This window comes from Luteococcus sp. Sow4_B9, from assembly GCF_052116585.1.
Taxonomy (GTDB): Bacteria; Actinomycetota; Actinomycetes; order Propionibacteriales; family Propionibacteriaceae; genus Luteococcus.
In genome coordinates, this window is record NZ_JBQKKT010000006.1 from 122,346 (window position 1) to 139,206 (window position 16,861).

The 16,861-nt window shown below is 67.5% G+C and carries 14 protein-coding genes, 1 tRNA gene and 1 other RNA gene; 5 read left to right on the plus strand and 11 right to left on the minus strand.

The annotated features are described in order from the left end of the window. Positions 1-59: 59 nt before the first annotated feature. The 4 genes from ACTQ49_RS06045 to ACTQ49_RS06060 form a co-directional block, all read right to left on the minus strand. Positions 60-668 (minus strand): hypothetical protein, encoded by a 609-nt coding sequence (locus tag ACTQ49_RS06045; RefSeq protein WP_441826945.1) that lies wholly within the window; start codon positions 666-668, stop codon positions 60-62. Beyond that, the gene (locus tag ACTQ49_RS06050) at positions 665-1,468 is read right to left on the minus strand and encodes a hypothetical protein (protein WP_441826946.1); all 804 of its coding nucleotides are present in this window, start codon (positions 1,466-1,468) and stop codon (positions 665-667) included. Before ACTQ49_RS06050 ends, ACTQ49_RS06045 begins: the two co-directional genes overlap by 4 nt. Then, complete coding sequence (locus ACTQ49_RS06055; protein ID WP_441826947.1) at positions 1,465-2,181, minus strand: ABC transporter ATP-binding protein; 717 nt, start codon at positions 2,179-2,181, stop codon at positions 1,465-1,467. Before ACTQ49_RS06055 ends, ACTQ49_RS06050 begins: the two co-directional genes overlap by 4 nt. A 521-nt stretch (positions 2,182-2,702) precedes the next feature. Further along, positions 2,703-3,902, minus strand: coding sequence for an MFS transporter (locus ACTQ49_RS06060; RefSeq protein WP_441826948.1), 1,200 nt, complete (start codon positions 3,900-3,902; stop codon positions 2,703-2,705). A 207-nt stretch (positions 3,903-4,109) separates the two neighbouring features. Between ACTQ49_RS06060 and coaE the strand changes: the two genes are divergently transcribed. Beyond that, positions 4,110-6,476: a dephospho-CoA kinase gene (gene coaE, locus ACTQ49_RS06065; protein WP_441826949.1), complete on the plus strand. Its 2,367-nt coding sequence runs from the start codon at positions 4,110-4,112 to the stop codon at positions 6,474-6,476. Positions 6,477-6,481: 5 nt separating this feature from the next. On the opposite strand, the gene ACTQ49_RS06070 is transcribed toward coaE, so the two are convergent. The 5 genes from ACTQ49_RS06070 to ACTQ49_RS06090 form a co-directional block, all read right to left on the minus strand. Then, positions 6,482-7,300: a Cof-type HAD-IIB family hydrolase gene (locus ACTQ49_RS06070; RefSeq protein ID WP_441826950.1), complete on the minus strand. Its 819-nt coding sequence runs from the start codon at positions 7,298-7,300 to the stop codon at positions 6,482-6,484. A 4-nt stretch (positions 7,301-7,304) separates the two neighbouring features. Then, positions 7,305-7,922 (minus strand): recombination mediator RecR, encoded by a 618-nt coding sequence (recR, locus tag ACTQ49_RS06075; RefSeq protein WP_441826951.1) that lies wholly within the window; start codon positions 7,920-7,922, stop codon positions 7,305-7,307. Between the two features lie 136 nt (positions 7,923-8,058). Next, complete coding sequence (locus tag ACTQ49_RS06080; RefSeq protein ID WP_441826952.1) at positions 8,059-8,376, minus strand: YbaB/EbfC family nucleoid-associated protein; 318 nt, start codon at positions 8,374-8,376, stop codon at positions 8,059-8,061. A 64-nt stretch (positions 8,377-8,440) separates the two neighbouring features. Further along, positions 8,441-9,634, minus strand: a complete 1,194-nt coding sequence (locus tag ACTQ49_RS06085) for a glycerate kinase (protein WP_441826953.1) — start codon at positions 9,632-9,634, stop codon at positions 8,441-8,443. Beyond that, a complete protein-coding gene (locus ACTQ49_RS06090; RefSeq protein ID WP_441826975.1) occupies positions 9,631-12,438 on the minus strand; it encodes a DNA polymerase III subunit gamma and tau in 2,808 nt (935 codons plus the stop codon). The genes ACTQ49_RS06085 and ACTQ49_RS06090 overlap by 4 nt, the downstream gene beginning before the upstream one ends. A 147-nt stretch (positions 12,439-12,585) precedes the next feature. Here ACTQ49_RS06090 and ACTQ49_RS06095 point away from each other — a divergent pair, with 147 nt between their 5' ends. Then, positions 12,586-13,161 (plus strand): DUF5655 domain-containing protein, encoded by a 576-nt coding sequence (locus tag ACTQ49_RS06095; protein ID WP_441826954.1) that lies wholly within the window; start codon positions 12,586-12,588, stop codon positions 13,159-13,161. Between the two features lie 212 nt (positions 13,162-13,373). Further along, positions 13,374-13,745, plus strand: a complete 372-nt coding sequence (locus ACTQ49_RS06100; protein ID WP_441826955.1) for an RNA-binding S4 domain-containing protein — start codon at positions 13,374-13,376, stop codon at positions 13,743-13,745. Between the two features lie 203 nt (positions 13,746-13,948). Here the strand turns inward: ACTQ49_RS06100 and ffs are convergent. Beyond that, positions 13,949-14,045: signal recognition particle sRNA small type (gene ffs / locus ACTQ49_RS06105), an RNA gene on the minus strand. Positions 14,046-14,230: 185 nt separating this feature from the next. Between ffs and ACTQ49_RS06110 the strand changes: the two genes are divergently transcribed. Together ACTQ49_RS06110 and ACTQ49_RS06115 are read left to right on the plus strand one after the other, a co-directional pair. Beyond that, the gene (locus ACTQ49_RS06110; RefSeq protein WP_441826956.1) at positions 14,231-15,664 is read left to right on the plus strand and encodes an amino acid permease; all 1,434 of its coding nucleotides are present in this window, start codon (positions 14,231-14,233) and stop codon (positions 15,662-15,664) included. A 92-nt stretch (positions 15,665-15,756) separates the two neighbouring features. Beyond that, positions 15,757-15,844: transfer RNA gene (locus ACTQ49_RS06115), tRNA-Ser, on the plus strand. A gap of 110 nt (positions 15,845-15,954) precedes the next feature. On the opposite strand, the gene ACTQ49_RS06120 is transcribed toward ACTQ49_RS06115, so the two are convergent. Next, positions 15,955-16,761: a hypothetical protein gene (locus ACTQ49_RS06120; RefSeq protein WP_441826957.1), complete on the minus strand. Its 807-nt coding sequence runs from the start codon at positions 16,759-16,761 to the stop codon at positions 15,955-15,957. Between the last annotated feature and the right edge of the window lie 100 nt (positions 16,762-16,861).

Below are 16,861 nucleotides of genomic sequence, written 5' to 3' on the forward strand. Positions count from 1 at the left end.
CTTTCGACGTGCGGAGTCGGCGGGCATCCTGACGGGCTCGACCAAGAGCAGGGTCCGGCTCAGGACTGGGCGTGGGCCAAGGGCCGATGGGGATCGACGGCAATGGCGAAGACGACGGCTGCACCCGCTACAAACAGCGCAACCAGACCCCATACCGAGGTGTGCTGATGCACCATGCCGTAGCGGTTGGAGAAGCCCTGGAATCCCATCAGCCCGGCAAGCCCATCCCAGAACATGAGCAGGACTGCCCCCGCCCCGGCAGAAAGGACCAGCCCCGATGCCCCCCACCGACGTGTCGTCAGGATGGTGGAGGCCACCAGGACACTGCTCAAGAAGAGTTCGAAGTGGAGCGCACCCCACTGCGCACCAGAGCTGTGCCACAGCCACGCGCAGAGGATCGTCGATCCCAAGACGAAGATGCTGTTCACCGCGACGTCGACCTGTGGCCCTCGCAAGGTCGTGGAGCGTATCTCACCCAATGGGGGCACAGTGCAGATCCCCAGGAGCGCAGGGGTGAAGGCAATGAACATCTCTTGGGCAATGCGAATGCCGTCTGCCCCGGGAATGCTCAGCGGCTGCCGGAAGAGGCTGGCGAGCAGGATGACGAGTCCGAGACCGATGCAGAACTGCGGGATCCGGTGCAGGCGCAGCACCACCTCGACGCTCATCTGATCTCCTCGTAGGTGTCCACTGCCTGACGCGCCACGAAGGGCTCGAAGACGGCGCCAATCCCCACGAAGCAGCAGATCGCCACCATCCACCAGAAGTGTCGACGCAGTGCCCTGATCGGCACCCGTCGCCTCTGCAGGCACAAGCACCCGACCGCCATCAGGATGTTGGCCGCGACCGTCGCCGCCAAATGACCGGGAATCGGGCGGTAGCCGGTCATGAACCAGCCGGCCGCCTCCGTGGCCAACAGCTCCGGATAGCCTTCGGCGTAGAAGACGTTCTGCGAGAGGAAGATCGCGATCGCCGTCACCGGCACGGCCCAGGGGTCCTTCCAGTACTCCCCGATCACACCTCCCAGGCACACTGCTGCCAGCAGTGCCGCCGGGCCCGTCAGGAGCTGCCAGGGGAGGGTGACCCCGGTCGCATCCGCATGGCCAATGACGCACAGCGCGCTCCCCAAGGCCAAGGTGACTGCCTGAACGGCAACTCCCATGAGGTATACCGCGGCGAGGATGTCCAGACGACTGCGCGGCGCCCGGGCCAGGCCCCCTACCAGCGCATCAACCGGGTCACGCCAGGCGCGGTGGATCAACAGGACCACCGTTGCCGCGGCCACCGGTGACAGCAGCAGCGTCCCTCCACTCCACAGCGAGAGCATCCAGGACCAGTCCAGGGCCCAGGCCGGAAGGGAGGTGCTGTCGACCGACTGGGCGTTGAGCATGCAGAAGACCTGCACAGCCAGCATCGCGGGCACCAGGAACTTCCAGCTGGCCCGCGTCCACATCTGGATGCCCATCATGGCCGGTCGTCCGTGTCCGGAATGAGGTCGAGGAGCCACGAGGGGTTGCCGCTGTCCGGGGGCAAGCCGTCATGGACGATCAGTCCGCGATCAAGGACGATGACGCGGTCGGTGAGTTCCACCACGTCCTCCAGCAAGTGGCTCGACAAGATCACCAGCTTTGCCGAGGTCTTCTTCAACAGCTCCACCATGGTGGCGCGCTGCCGTGGGTCAAGCCCGGTGCTCGGCTCATCAAGCAGGAGGATCGTCGGTTCGCAGGCCAGTGCTTGGGCCAGCCAGGCGCGGCGCACCATCCCCCCCGACAGGCTGTTCATCGGCGCCTGCGCAGCCTGGGTGAGATTCACCTGCTGGATGGCACGGTCGGCCCGCTGGCGTGCTTCCTTGCGCGAGAATCCTCGCAGCCACGTGAGGTAGGCGACGAAGTCCACCACGGACACCCTGCCGGGTGCCGTCGGGGTCTGGGGCATCCACGCCACCTGCCCCAGGGCCTTGCGGCGGTCACGGGACGCATAGAGGTCCCGACCGTCGATGCGCACGGTGCCCGTCGTCGGCGGCAGGGCACCAGCAATCATGCGCATCAGCGTCGACTTGCCCGCCCCATTGGCGCCGACCAACCCCACGACGCCTTCATCGAGGCTGAGGTCCAAGGCATTGAGAGCGGGTGTCCCACCTCGGTAGACGTGGGACACCCCCTTGATCTCAAGCTCGGGCACCGGCCGACCAGCCGCTGCACGTGTCAACCTTCAGTCGACGGTCCACACAGGTCTTCCCCTTGGCGGACCAAGGCCCTGCCGTTGGGGCAGAGAACTTGCCCGACCGTGAGACGGTCGTCCACGAGGTCGAAGTCGAATTGCTGGACCGAACCTTGATGGAGTTCTTGGCCGACCAGAAGTAGCCCTCTGTGTAGCCTGGGCGACCGTTGCTGGCGCTCATCTTCACCGAAGAATCGTTCTTGGCTGTGGTGAAAGCGACGGTCAGGGTCCCCTTGCCACTGGCAGTGACCCCGTCTGCCGTCGCAGTCTGGGTTCCGTAGGTTGCAGCCCACGCATTCGGTGCAAGGCAGGCGAGTCCGGCGAGGACCACACAGCTACGGCCGAGGTTTCGAGCAAACATCTTGCTCCCTTTCGTCATGCCCCCCTCGTTGGAGAGCAGCTGAAAATCTAACAGACAAAGGATTCACAAGGGTACAGGGGTGGTGGTTCCGATCGAAGAAGTTTCATCTCGTGGAGGACTCTCAGACAGCGCGCTCGCGGGGGCGGCGCCGCATGCGGTGGTGCAGGACGCCCATCATCAGGGTTCCGGCCACGGCGCAGCCCGCACCGACCAGCAGCGCGCCGCGATAGCCCATCGGCTCCACCAGGGCACCCAGCACGAAGGGGCCGATCCCGGTGCCGGCGTCGACCAGCAGGAAGTAGCTGGAGACGCCCAGGCTTGCCCGGGCCGAGCCCACCAGGTTGATCGCCACCGTCTGACCGGCAGGCACCAGCGTTCCGTAGCCCAGGCCGAGAACCGCACCACCCAGCAGCAACACGAGCCCGTTGGGCGACCAGATGGTGAGCAGCAGACCGGCGATCATCGCGCCGATGATGGGCAGCATGATCACCGTGTCCCCCAGCCGGTCCTGCAGCATGCCCGCCACCGGTCGGGAGAAGACGATCACCACCGCGTAGACCAGGAAGTAGAGGCCGCCGGCCTTCTCCAGGCCGATGGAACGCGCATAGGGCATCAGCAGGGTGAGGATGGTGCCGAAGGGCATGGCACAGGCTGCCACCACGAGGCCGATCGGGAGCACCGACGGGGCGACGTAGTCCGCCAGCGAGCTCTTCGTGCCCTGCTTGGCTGCAGGACGGCCCGACATGTCGCCGACGACCACCAGCGACATCACCACGGTCAACAGGGCAAAGCCCACCGACAGCCAGAAGACGCCCTGCTGACCCAAACCGCTGGCCTGCACCACATTGCCGACGAAGGGCCCCACCCCCGTGGCCAGCGCCAGGCCCAGGCTGAACCAGCCCGATCCCTCACCGCGTCGCTCGATCGGCACCCGCGCGAGGGTGGTTCCCGTCAGTGCGGTGGCGGCCACCCCGAAGCTGATGCCATGGACGAAGCGCAGCGCCAGCAGGAGCAGCACGGAGTGCGACCACGGGTACAGCAGGCTGCCAGCCAGCATGGCCAGCGCGCTGCCCAGCACGACCAAGCGCTCGCCGTACTGGGTCATCATGCGGCCGGCGAACAGCCGGGCCGTCATGGCCCCCAGGAACCACGCGGTGCCCACCAAGCCGGCCTCGGTCTGGCTCGCCCCCAGATCGGTCAACGCCCAACCGCTCAGCGTGGCGGTGAGCATGTAGAAGATCATGGCGGTGCCAAAATTCGCCAGCGTCAAACTGGTGAATGTCCGTGTCCACAGGCGCGGCTTGGCATCTCGGGCGAGCATGCGGGTGAGCCTAACGGCCTGACTCGCGCGTTGTGCACGCCTGTGTCCGGTAGGCGGCACGCCGCCGCCAATTCGCGCCGCACCGCCGTCATTGCGAAATTCACCACCGCAAGACCGATAAACTCCCCCAAGCCACTCGTGCACAGCTGGACCACGTCTGGTGGTCAGGCAGCACGTGCCCCTGCCGTCTACCCGGGACTCTCATCCATGAGCAAAGTCGCCCACCGTCTACACTCTGCCCTCGGTTTGCGCACCTCACCATCGATCTTCTTCGGATCCGCCCTGCTGGTGGTGCTCTTCACAGTCACCATGAGCGTCTTTCCGGCCACGGTGCAGGGAATCTTCGGCAAGGCGTCGAGCTTCCTGCGCTACGAGATGGGTTGGTTCTTCACCCTCTCGGTGACGCTGTTGGTGCTCTTCGCCGTCGCCCTGGCGCTGTCACGTTACGGCCAGGTCAAGATCGGCGACGACGACGCCACCCCCGACTACTCCGGGGTGGCGTGGTTCGGCATGCTCTTCGCCGCCGGCGTCGGTGCCGTCCTGATGTTCTGGGGCGTGGCGGAACCCATGAACCACTACGCCAATCCTCCGCTGGGTGACACCAAGCCGTTCAGCGACGTGGCCGCCGACCAGGCGCTGGCCATCGCCAATTTCCACTTCGCGCTGCACATGTGGTCCATTCTCGTGGTCCCCGGTCTGGCCTTCGGCTACTTCACGTACAAGCGCAAGCTGCCGCCGCGCGTCTCGTCGGCCTTCCATCCGCTGCTGGGCGACGGGATCCACGGCCCCATCGGCAAGACGATCGACATCATCGCCATCGTCTCCACCGTCTTCGGCCTGTCCGTCTCCACCGGTCTGGGCGCGCTGCAGATCAACTCCGGCGCCAACTATGTCTTCGGGCTCGAGATCGCTCCTTGGGTGCAGGCGATGATCCTGGCGATCATCACCGGCATCGCCCTCGCCTCGGTACTGGCCGGCATGGACAAGGGCGTCAAGCGGCTGTCCTACGCCAACATCGTGGTGGCCACCGCCCTGCTGGTCTTCATCCTGGTCACCGGATCGACCGTCGGGACGCTGCGTGCCTTCGTGGAATCACTCGGTGGCTACACCGCCAACCTGCCGGTGCTCTCCTTCTTCAACGACCTGCACCACGACGGCCAGTGGTCGGGCGACTGGACGGTCTTCTACTGGGCGTGGACGGTGACCTGGGCCCCCTTCGTGGGCATGTTCGTCGCCAAGATCTCCCGCGGCCGCACCATCCGCGAGTTCGTGCTGGGCACGCTCGGCGCACCGTCGCTGTTCGTCATCATCTGGATGGCCGTCTACGGCTACAACGCCGTGGCGCAGGACCGGGCCACTGCCCCGTCGCCCGGCACCGGCGGCAACCTCACCGAGACCATCGTCGAGGAGGGCAATGTGCAGGCCGCCCTGTTCGAGTTCCTGGGGGCACTGCCGCTGTACCAGATCACCTCCGTGATGGCACTGGTGGCCATCGTGCTCTTCTTCATCACCTCCATTGACTCCGGGGCGCTGGTGATGGACGCCATGGCCAATGGCCACGAGGATCCCGCGCCCCGGCGTCAAGGCGTCTTCTGGGCCCTTTCCGTGGGGGCCGTGTGCGCGTCGATCATCCTGACCGCCGGCGAGAATGGGCTGGGCGCGCTGCAGGAGGTGATCATCGTGATCGGTTTCCCGATGATGGTCATCACCTTCCTGCAGATCCTGATGGTGATCCAGGCGCTGCGCGAGGATGCCGGAGCTGCCCGACCGGTGCGGACCCGTCAGTGGAAACAGGTCTTGCCCGCCGAGGAGTTCGTCCGCCGCGTTCAGGAGGGCGAGCTGGACGATGCCGAGTACGTGATCCGGCCCGAGTTCGACCCGGACAGCGCGCCGGAGTACGAGACCCACACACCGCAGACCTTTGCGGTGCGCAAGGCGCAGGACGGGATGCCGCTACGACTGGTGGCCATCACCGGCGGAGCGGCCTCCGGGACGTCGATCGTCGCCGACGAACTGGGCCTGATGGGTGGCGTCGTCGTGGACGCCGACGAGATCAACCGGACCCTGCTGGACTCCGACGTCGCGGTGCAGGACGAGATCCGCTCGGTCTTCGGCGACGACATCGTCGACGAGGCCGGGACCGTGGACCGTCAGGCGCTGGGTCGGCTCGTCTTCTCCTCCCGCGACGCCCGCCAGCGGCTGGAGGCGATCATGCACCCGCGCATCATCCAGGAGATCGAGATCAGGGCACGGGAAGCGGGCCCCGATTCCGTGGTGGTGGTGGACGCACCGCTGCTGGCCGAGACCAACCAGGCCACGCGTTTCGACGAGGTGATCGCCGTCGCCAGCCCGGTGGAGCACCGCGCAGAACGACTGATGACAGAGAAGGGCATCACCCGCGAAGCTGCCTGGGAACGGTTGGAGGCCCGCGTCACCGATGAGGAACGCGAGGACGTGGCCAGTCATGTGGTCACCAATGACGCCGACATCGAGTCCCTCCGGGCCCAGGCACGACAGTTCTGGGAGGAGAAGGTGCAGCCGGTGATTGATGAGGCCCACACCACGGTGGGCTGATCAGCTCACAGCCAGCCTTCGCGCATCAGCTGCATCAGCTGACGTGCCACTGCGTCGTCGTCATTGCTGCCGCAGCGTGCGGTGGCAGTGGCGGCGACGATCTCGTCGGCCTCGGCCATCGCGTACGAGAGTCCCGCCCAGGCGAGCATCTCGACGTCATTGGGGGCATCGCCGAAGGCGACCACCTCATCCTGTGCGACGCCCAGCACCCGGCAGAGTTCCGCCACCGCCGAGGCCTTGGTGACGCCACCGGCGGCCATCTCGACGAAGTCGGCGCCCGACGTGGTGGCGTGCACCCCTTCGATCCCCAGCTCCGTGATCCGGGCGGCCAGCTCGCGCGCCGGCAGCCCGGGGTGGCGGGCCAGCAGTTTCAGAGCGGGTTCGGCGATCACCTCCTCGAGTGTCATGTCGAGCGAGTGAGTGATGGCTGGCTGGTGGTCGTCGGGGCCGGTGAGGGCGCGGTAGGCGGGTTGCAGACCAAAGGTGGCACCCCGGTCTCGCACCGTCGCGAAGACCGTCCCGGGAATCTGGCGGGTGGCGGCATCGGTGAGCCGTTGCAGCGCATCGGGCTGCACCAGGTGTTCAAAGGCCACCTCGCCGGTGCCCAGGTGCTGCGCGAGGGCGCCATTGACGCAGATGGCCCAGCCGGTCAGGCCACACGCCTGCGCGATGGGGGCCAGCCCACGGGGTTGGCGGGCTGTGACGGGCACCACGGCGACGCCCCGGTCCTGCACCGCGTCGAGGACACTGCGGGTCCAGGCATTGATCGTCTTGTCGCTCTGGAGCAGGGTGCCGTCCAGATCGGTGGCGACGAGGCGGATCATCGCGTCAGGCCCGTGGCGCCGGAGAGCCGTCCACATAGCGGCGTCCCTCGAAGGCCCGGCCCAGAGTGACCTCGTCGGCGTACTCCAGGTCGCCGCCTACGGGCAGACCGGAGGCCAGCCGAGAGATGCGCAGCCCCATGTCCTTGAGGAGTCGACTCAGGTAGGTGGCCGTGGCCTCGCCCTCGGTGTTGGGGTCGGTGGCCAGGATGATCTCCGTGACCGTGCCGTCGGCGAGGCGGGTCAGCAGTTCGCGGATGTGGAGGTCTGCCGGCCCCTTGCCGTCGATCGGACTGATCGCGCCGCCCAGCACGTGGTACAGCCCGCGGAACTCACGGGTGCGCTCGATGGCGACGACATCCTTGCTCTCCTCGACCACGCAGATGATCGACTGGTCCCGCCGCGCATCGCGGCAGATCCGGCAGGTCTCCTCCTGCGAGACGTTGAAGCAGATCTGGCAGAAGCGTGCCCTCGCCTTGACCTCGCCCACCACTCGGGCAAAGCGTTCGATGTCCTCGGCCGGCTGGTCGAGCATCCAGAAGGCGATGCGCTGCGCGCTCTTGGGGCCGACCCCGGGCAGCCGCCCGAGTTCGTCGATCAGGTCTTGGACCGGACCCTCGTACATGGATTCCTTTCAGGCCCCTGGCCAGGCCCGGGGGGGACGTAGTACCCCCCCTCGACAAGCTTTGGGGAACGGGATGAACCCTCGGCGGGCTCGGGAAGAACGATTCCCGAGCCTGTCGAGGGATGTGGCGCCGGTGTCAGAAACCGAGGCTGCCCATGTCGGGCATCCCGGGCATGACCGCGGCCGCCTTGGCGTTCACCTGGGAGGCGGCGTCGCGGACGGCAGCCAGGACCAGATCGGCCAGCCCCTCGGCATCCTCCGGATCGATCGCCTCGGGCTTGATGACCAGGCCGGTCAGCTCCCCGGTGCCGGCCATGGTGGCCTCGACGAGGTCGCCACCCGCGGTGCCGGTGAAGGTGGAATCGGCCAGCTCCTGCTGGGCCTGCTGCAGCTGCGCCTGCATCGCCTGCGCCTGGGCCAGCAGCCCATTCATGTCCATGCCCTCGGGGAACATCTGGTCTTCCTCTCGTCGTGCAGTGCTGTGGTGAGGTTTCTGCGAGGCAAGCCTACGTGCTGGGTCAGACATCCTCGCCGGGGGCGGGAACGGCATCCTGCCGACCGCGGAAATCGGCGCCGAGCTGGATGAGCACGGCCAGGTTCCGCGCGGTGCGCTCCAGGTTGACGGGGGCCTTGTCCAGGGCTTCCTCAAGGGGGCCCACCGAGGCAAGGATTGGCAGCACCGCCGCAAAGCCGGCCTCCTGGAGGGTCTCCACGCCTTCCCCGAGCGAACCTGCCACCGCGATGACGGGAACCCCGTACTCCCCTGCCACGTCGGCGACGCCCTTCGGCGTCTTCCCGAATCGGGTCTGCCCGTCGATCCGCCCCTCGCCGGTGATCACCAGGTCTGCGTGGGTGAGCCGACCCTCCAGACCGCTGTGCTCGATCACGATGTCGATGCCGCGGCGCAGCGTGGCGTCGAAGAAGGCCACCATTCCCGCGCCGAGTCCGCCCGCAGCCCCCGCCCCGGGACGACTGGCGACGTCCTTGCCCAGATCCTCGCTGATGATCCGGGCGTAGTGGGCCAGAGCCGCGTCCAGCTCGGCGACGCAGCGGTGGTCGGCCCCCTTCTGGGGGCCGAAGACAGCGGAGGCACCGTCCGGACCGCACAAGGGATTGCTGACGTCGCAGGCCACCTGGAAGGTGGTCTCGGCCACGCGTGAATCCATCCCAGAGACGTCGATGTGCGCCAGCCGGGCCAAGGCCGCTCCGCCATCGGGGAGCTCACGGCCGGCGTCATCCAGAAAGCGCACGCCCAGGGCCGTCGCGAGGCCGGCGCCGCCGTCATTGGTGGCGCTGCCGCCCAGGCCGAGGACGATGTTGCGCACACCCTCGTCCAGTGCCGCCAGCACCAGCTCACCGGTGCCGCGACTGCTGGCGCGGCGCGGATCTCGTCGGCCGGCCGGGACCAGGCCCAGACCGCTGGCCTCTGCCATCTCGATGACAGCGGTGGCGCCGTCGCCCAACAGCCCGAAGGATGCGGTGATCGGTCCGCCCATCGGCCCGGAGACGGGCGCCCGGAGGACACGTCCTCCGGTGGCGTCCACCAGGGCCTGGACGGTTCCCTCGCCACCGTCGGCCATCGGGACGTGAATGATGTGCGCCTGTGGCAGGACGCTGCGCAGACCCGCGTCGAGCGCGTCGCACACCTGTTTGGCCGTGAGGCACTCCTTGAAGGAGTCGGGGGCCAGCACGATCGTGGTCGGACGGGTCATGCCCCGGGCTCCTCTTCTGCGATGACGACGCCACCCAGCGCCCGAGTGATCAGTTCGGCAGCCGACTCACCGCTCTCGTCCAGCGACTCGTCGTCCTCACTGACCAGCTGCGACTCATCCACTTCCACCTCCGGAGCTCTCGGTCCGGAGGCCGTGGGGCGGATGTTCTCTCGGGCCTGCTGGGTCCACCGCGAGGTGGCGGGCGGTTCAGGGTTCTCGTCGGGATCCGGCGGCATGTCCTGCGGATCCGGCGGCGGCATGTCGTCATGTCCGTCGGAACTGCTCGGAGCGTCCACCTGCTGGCTCGCGGCGGACGCGATAGCACCATCGCCCCCTGACTGGTCACCGGGTGCGCCGGGACCAGACCCGCCGGGGCCGGAGGCGCCGCCCTGGCCCTGCGACCCGCCCGTGGACGAGCCGGGATCCGGCTGCCAGGACACGTCAGCCCGCGCCCGGCCTCCGCTGGCCGGAGCGCCGCCAGCCTGCGGACTGCCGCCCGCCTCCAGGATCGCCTCGATCCGCAGATCGGCCCCCATCACCTGCACCAGACATTCCCGAAGCACGTCCTGGCTACCGCCGGAGGTGAACCGATCCCGGGCCCCCGCATTGGTGAAGCCGAGCACCAGGACGCCGTCGTTCACGTCGACCACCTGCGCATTCTGGCTCAGCAGGATCCAGGCGAAACGACGCTGGCTCTTCACCTCGTCGAGTACCTGGGGCCAGAGCCGGCGCACGTCCGCGACGGCAATGGTAGCCCTGCCAGCCTGCGGCGCGCGCGACGATGCCGGGTGGGGCTGCTGGGGGCCCGTTGGCTGCGGACCGGTCTGCCCCAAGCCACCCTGCGGACCCTGCGCTGCCGGCTGCCGCTGCCCCGGAGGTGCCCCTGCGGGGCGCTGGCCCTGACCGGGCGGCGGCCCTGCGGGGCGCTGCCCACCGGACGGTGGGGTCGGCTGGACCTGACCGGTGCCGCGGCCGCCCTGATCTGGGGCGGGATCCGTGACGGGCTGCGGTGGCTGTTGTCCCCCGGGCGCCGGCTGCGGCTGCGCGCCGACCGGAGCACCTGCGCCGGGCCCACTGGCCGCCTCCGACGAAGACTCCGGCACCGGCTGGGCCGGGCGCTGCTGTGCTTGCGGGGCCTGCTGTGCTTGCGGGGCCTGTTGTGGCTGTTGGGGCCCACCGTCCCCACCCGTCGACGGGCCGCCGCGACCCGCTGCCCCGGCCGCGGATCCCGTGGCCTGACGAGCCGCCTGTGCCGCTGCCGCCCGGGCTGCCTGGGGCCCTGCCGGCCCATCGACCGTCGCCGCATCGCCGGCGCCACGCTCCGGCATCTGCCAGCGCATCCCGTCGGCAGCACCACCGGCACCGACCTCGGGCGCTCCAGCCATGCCAACCCGGCGCTCCAGGCGATCGAGCCGCGCATGGATCCCGCGGCCATCCACATCCGCGCCGGGCAGCAGCACCCGAGAACACATCAGCTCGAGGTGCAGGCGCGGCGCGGTGGTCCCGCGCATGTCCGTGAGCCCCGTCGCGATCACCTCCGCGGCCCGGGTGAGTTCCCCGCGTCCCATGCCATTCGCCTGGGTCTCCAGTCGCTCGGCCTGGTCGCCCGAGACGTCGATCAGACCACTGGCCACCGCATCCGGGACAGCCGCCACGATCACCAGGTCGCGCAGGCGACGCAGCAGGTCCTCGGCGAAGCGACGGGGATCCTGCCCCACCTCGATCACCTTGTCGATGGTGGCGAAGACACCCGCCGAGTCACCCGCGGCGAAGGCGTCCATGATCTCGTCGAGCAAAGCATCCGGGGTGTAGCCCAGCAGGGAGGACGCCTGCTCATAGCTGACGCCCCCATCGGCGGCCCCGCCCAGCAGTTGGTCCAGCACGCTCAGCGAGTCACGCACCGATCCGGCCCCCGCACGCACCACCAGCGGCAGCACCGTGTGGTCCACCGCCACACCCTCCGCCTCGCACAGGTGCGCCAGATAGTTCTGCAGCACCTTGGGCGGCACCAGCCGGAAGGGATAGTGATGGGTACGCGAGCGGATGGTGCCGATCACCTTCTCCGGCTCCGTGGTGGCGAAGATGAACTTCACGTGCGGCGGCGGCTCCTCCACCAGCTTCAGCATCGCATTGAAGCCCTGGGCGGTCACCATGTGGGCCTCGTCGATGATGTAGATCTTGTAGCGGCTGTGCACCGGCGCGAAGAAGGCCCGCTCGCGCAGGTCACGCGCATCATCCACGCCACCGTGACTGGCCGCGTCGATCTCGATCACGTCGATGGAGCCATTGCCGCCTCGCGCCAGATCCTTGCAGCTCTGGCACTCGCCACACGGGGTGGGCGTCGGCCCCTGCTCACAGTTCAGGCAGCGCGCCAAGATGCGGGCGCTGGTGGTCTTGCCGCAGCCGCGAGGACCGCTGAACAGGTAGGCATGGTTGACCTTGTTGTTCTGCAGGGCGCGCTGCAGCGGATCGGTCACGTGCTCCTGACCGATCACCTCCGCAAAGGTCTCCGGCCGGTAGCGGCGGTAGAGCGCCAACGGCGCCGCGGGCCCGTCATCCACCCGCCGCGGAGCGTGACGAGCAGCAGGCGCGGCGAGCCCTTCACCGGCGCGCTGCGTGACTTCGGGGCTGTCCGCAGGATCCGGGCTTGCGGCGCCATCGGCCGCCCCCACCGCCTCACCGATCGCCACGGGATCCTGGGCACCACCCATCACGATCTCGTCCTCCGGGTCATCCGCCAGCCCGTCGTCGGGCTCCTGGGTGACCACCGGGGCACGATCGGCAGAGGCGTCGTCGAGGTCCATCCCGTCGAACAGCCCGGGGCCGTCCATCTCGAAGAAGTCGTCGCCGTCGTCCAGCTCGTCGTGTTCGTCGCTCACGCAGTGCAGCCTATTTCACGCCTCCGACAGTTTCTTCCCGCCCGCGTCTGGCTCCCGCCCCACAACGGATCCATGGGAAGTCCGCAAGAGATGGCAGCCAAGCAGCTCGACAGCATGCGGGAGCGCACCGGCCATGACATGGCGGAGTGGATCCAGATCGTGGAGGACACCTCGGGTCTCGACCCCCTGGACCAACTGGCGGTTCGCCGCTGGCTGCGCGACGAGCACGGCATCTCGCAGAACACCCAGTGGGCCATCGCCTTCGAGGTGGCCGGCCGTGCCGGCTGGGTGATGCCCACGGCAGACCAGTTCGCCGACCAGATGTATACCGGCAAGAAGGAACCGCTACGGCCCCTGCACGACGCCCTGGTGAGCGCCGCGCTCGCCGCCGGGCCGCAGGCTCGCGTCGAGGGCCGAGGCTCCTACACGCCGGTGATCCATGCTCGGCAGTTCGCCGCAGTTGGCCCGGGCCCACGCCTGACGGTGCGGCTGGGCCTGCGCTTCCGCGAGGCTCCCGACGGTCTCGAGCCGGCCAAGGGATTCGCGCAGGCGACGCACTGGATGCACTTCGGTCTTGACGACGACCCCGCCGACGCCGTCGAGGCGGCTCGGGAGCTGCTCGCCCTGGCCTACGAACAGAACGGCTGACCGCACCGAGCGGTGTCGATCAGGCCGCGTTTATCAGCCCGAACTGATCTGGACGTATGTCCTGGTACCTGTTTGGTCCACCAGACGAGCCAAAGTCGTACCAGGGCATCCGACCAACAGCATTGAGGCCCGAGAGCATGCGGCGCTGGCACACTGCCACCCGCGGGGAGGCTGCCCAGCAGGACATTCAGACGCGACTACTCTGTGTGCGCATGACCCGACTCGACGTGTGGCTGTGGTCGGTGCGGTTGTTCAAGACCCGCTCCGCCGCCAACAAGGCCGTCAGCGGTGGACACGTCCGCCTGAACGACAGCCCGGTCAAGCCCGCACATTCCGTGGTGCCGGGCGACGTGGTGACGGTGCGCGAACCCGGTTGGGAGCGCCGATACGAGGTGACACAGGCAATCGCCAAGCGCGTGGGAGCGCCGGTGGCCCGCACCTGCTACATCGACCAGTCGCCACCCAAGCCCGAATACCTGATGGCCGGCCCGGTGGCCCGACGTGACCGCGGCGCTGGCCGCCCCACCAAGAAGGACCGGCGGGAGATCGAACGCCTCACCGCGCGCGACCCGGATCGCCGCTGAGCTCACGTGCACGCTCCCTGCCCACCGCGTACGGAAACAGATGCATATCCGCTGTCCAGTGCATTTGCTGCACTGGACAGCGGATATGCATCTGTTTCTGGCGCGAAACGCCGCAATCCCCGGTCGAACCCTGTCGAGCGGGACCACGTGGCCCCTTGCTGCGGTGTCATCGCATGCCCGGGCTCGCACAACTCCCCGGAGACGCAAAGGGGCCCCCGCGCACCTGACAGAGCTCACTTACCCTTGCTGTCTTTCGACCCTGGGGGAGTTGGGCGAGGTGCCACCGCGCGGGGACCTTGTCGTCCAGCATACCGCCGACGCGCACCCGAGTACGAATCGAAACCACGACGCCGCGTAGTTCCACGCCTTGAACACGGCCTGACAGCCGCGGTCCAGGAGTAGCGTGCCCCCGGCACCACGCACCGGTGATGCTCCGCGACCAACCCGTCGGGCGCCGCGATCCACAGGCAGTAAGGAAGATGCGCATGAGCGAGATCCCCGCGCAGCACGAGGAGGGCCTGCAACGCAGCCTCAGCAATCGCCACATCCAGTTGATCGCCATTGGTGGCGCGATTGGCACGGGCCTGTTCATGGGCTCCGGCAAGACCGTCCACGCCGCCGGCCCGTCGCTGGTGCTGGTCTACCTGATCATCGGCACGATGCTCTTCTTCGTCATGCGGGCCATGGGTGAGCTGCTGCTGTTCAACCTGAAGTACAAGAGCTTCCAGGACTTCAGCTCCGACATGTTGGGCCCGTGGGCCGGCTTCTTCTCCGGCTGGACCTACTGGCTGTGCTGGGTGGTCACGGGCATGGCGGACCTGGTGGCCATCAGCGGCTACTGGGACTACTGGGTGCACGACAAGCCACTCTCCGTGGGCCTGGCGTGCCTGGTGATGATCGTGCTGCTGGGGCTGAACCTGCTGACGGTGAAGCTCTTCGGTGAGCTGGAGTTCTGGTTCGCGCTGATCAAGGTGGTGGCGATCGTCGTGCTGATCGTCGCCGCGCTGGTGCTGGTGGTGACCGGCTTCACGGCCCCGAACGGACAGCAGGCGGCAGTCAGCAACCTGTGGAGTCACGGCGGCTTCTTCCCCACCGGTTTCAAGGGCTTCTTCGCCGCCTTCCAGATTGCCGTCTTCGCCTTCGTCGGCATCGAGCTGGTGGGCACCACGTCGGCCGAGACGAAGGATCCGGAGACGACGCTGCCGAAGGCCATCAACTCGATCCCCGTGCGCGTCATCTTCTTCTACGTCTTCGCGCTGTTGGCGATCATGATGGTGACGCCGTGGGACGAGGTGGACCCGGCGATGAGCCCGTTCGTGAACCTGTTCGGCCTGATCGGCCTGAGCGCGGCCGCGTCGGTGATGAACTTCGTGGTGCTGACCTCCGCGTCGAGCTCCTGCAATTCCGGCATCTACTCCACGTCGCGCATGCTCTACGGCCTGGCGCACCGCGGCATGAGCCCCAAGCGCTTCGGCAAGCTGTCCGGCAACGGCGTGCCCGTCGCCGGGCTGGTGATGAGCGTCTCGCTGATCCTCACCGCCGTGCTGCTGATGCTCAACGACTCCATCATGGGCGCGTTCACCGTCGTCACCACCATCTCCGCGGTGCTCTTCATCTTCGTCTGGGGCCTGATCCTGCTCAGCTACATGAAGTACCTCAAGCGCTTCCCCGAGGCACACGCCAAGAGCATCTTCCCGATGCCCGGCGCGAAGTTCATGCCGCAGGTGGTGCTGGCCTTCTTCGCCTTCATCCTGGTGATCCTGACCCAGGAGAAGGACACCCTGCAGGCGCTGATGGTCACACCCGTCTGGTTCCTGATCCTGGGGCTGGGTTGGCACTTCGGCAAGCGGCACGTGGTTCCCGACGCTGACGACGTCACCCCCGGAGAGCTCTACGACGAGATCATCAACAAGAAGTAGGGGTGAGCGGCGAGGTCCGTCGACGGGGACCCGACAGCCTCCGGTGAGCGCCGATTGGCGAGGGGGTGAACCCAACGTGTACGCTCTCCCACGGAGGATTCGCCTAGAGGCCTATGGCGCTCGCTTGGAAAGCGGGTTGGGTTCACGCCCTCACGGGTTCAAATCCCGTATCCTCCGCCATCCCTGACAAGGGGAAACGCCCCCGGCGCTCGTGAGAGAGCCGGGGGCGTTCTGCGTCGTAGTCTCAGTTCTAGTCTCAGTTGGTGTCCGGGCAGCCATCAGACCGGGTCTCAGTACCCGATGACGTCCCGCTCGACTTCGTAGATGACCCTGGGCGGGATGTCCTTGGCCTCCAACACGTAGGCCCGGCTCAGTCGCGGGTTGTACAGCCCGATACGGCGCAGGTTCTCGAACTCCGGGATCCCAGCTCGGCGCCCCATCAGGTAGTACATGAGGATCTGAAGCGTCGCTTCCTTCTTTGGCGGGTTCTTCGAGACCTTGAAGTCCCAGAGTGCATCGGCCGTGACGTAGTCGCCATCTGCGACTGTCACCCAGTCCGTGTACCCGCCCTCCAGGGTGAAGCCGTCTAGGGTGACCGGCCCATACTCGTCGAGGAAGGCCGTGGAGCGCCGCACCATCGTTGCGACGTTCTCCACCGTGCGGCGATCCGGAGCGATATCCCTGACCTCCCGATAGCCGGAGACCCCCGCTCGATAGACCACGTCGTAGCCCGCAAGCTGGCAGGCGCTGACAACGGATTTCCGATCCAGCCCCCTCACGGACTTGATTAGCTTCCGGGCGTGATCCTCGTCTCCGATCAGCCGGGCGCCCAGAAGCGAAATCTCGAAGGCCCGCTCCGCCACCAAGGCACTCTCACGCCTGGCCCGGAAGTTCCACCAGCGATTGGGCCACTCCCCCGCGACACGATTCCATCGGGTCAGGTAGTCGACCGCTATGCCAACCAGAGAGGCATGGATGTTCTCCTCTTCGTGAAGGACGCCAAGCGGTTCGAGCTCGACCACCTGAAACTGCCGTGGGTTCAGATAGCCGCCCCGCGGCTGCTTCACCATCTTGATTCGCCCAGTGACGCTGGTCACTACACTCCCCTCCCTATCCTGAAGTACATATCTATCGGGAACTGGCGGAATATTTCAGCGACAGACGGAGCCAATCCAGAGTTTCAAGTCCGATGACAGG

What these genes read in the sequence shown, in the direction of transcription:
- ACTQ49_RS06050 (WP_441826946.1), bottom strand. Translation starts at nt 1,468, where the DNA reads ATGATGGGCATCCAGATGTGGACGCGGGCCAGCTGGAAGTTCCTGGTG.
- ACTQ49_RS06110 (WP_441826956.1), top strand. Translation starts at nt 14,231, where the DNA reads ATGAGCGAGATCCCCGCGCAGCACGAGGAGGGCCTGCAACGCAGCCTC.
- ACTQ49_RS06085 (WP_441826953.1), bottom strand. Translation starts at nt 9,634, where the DNA reads ATGACCCGTCCGACCACGATCGTGCTGGCCCCCGACTCCTTCAAGGAG.
- recR (WP_441826951.1), bottom strand. Translation starts at nt 7,922, where the DNA reads ATGTACGAGGGTCCGGTCCAAGACCTGATCGACGAACTCGGGCGGCTG.
- ACTQ49_RS06045 (WP_441826945.1), bottom strand. Translation starts at nt 668, where the DNA reads ATGAGCGTCGAGGTGGTGCTGCGCCTGCACCGGATCCCGCAGTTCTGC.
- ACTQ49_RS06070 (WP_441826950.1), bottom strand. Translation starts at nt 7,300, where the DNA reads ATGATCCGCCTCGTCGCCACCGATCTGGACGGCACCCTGCTCCAGAGC.
- ACTQ49_RS06080 (WP_441826952.1), bottom strand. Translation starts at nt 8,376, where the DNA reads ATGTTCCCCGAGGGCATGGACATGAATGGGCTGCTGGCCCAGGCGCAG.
- ACTQ49_RS06095 (WP_441826954.1), top strand. Translation starts at nt 12,586, where the DNA reads ATGGGAAGTCCGCAAGAGATGGCAGCCAAGCAGCTCGACAGCATGCGG.
- ACTQ49_RS06090 (WP_441826975.1), bottom strand. Translation starts at nt 12,438, where the DNA reads ATGGACCTCGACGACGCCTCTGCCGATCGTGCCCCGGTGGTCACCCAG.
- coaE (WP_441826949.1), top strand. Translation starts at nt 4,110, where the DNA reads ATGAGCAAAGTCGCCCACCGTCTACACTCTGCCCTCGGTTTGCGCACC.
- ACTQ49_RS06100 (WP_441826955.1), top strand. Translation starts at nt 13,374, where the DNA reads ATGACCCGACTCGACGTGTGGCTGTGGTCGGTGCGGTTGTTCAAGACC.
- ACTQ49_RS06060 (WP_441826948.1), bottom strand. Translation starts at nt 3,902, where the DNA reads ATGCTCGCCCGAGATGCCAAGCCGCGCCTGTGGACACGGACATTCACC.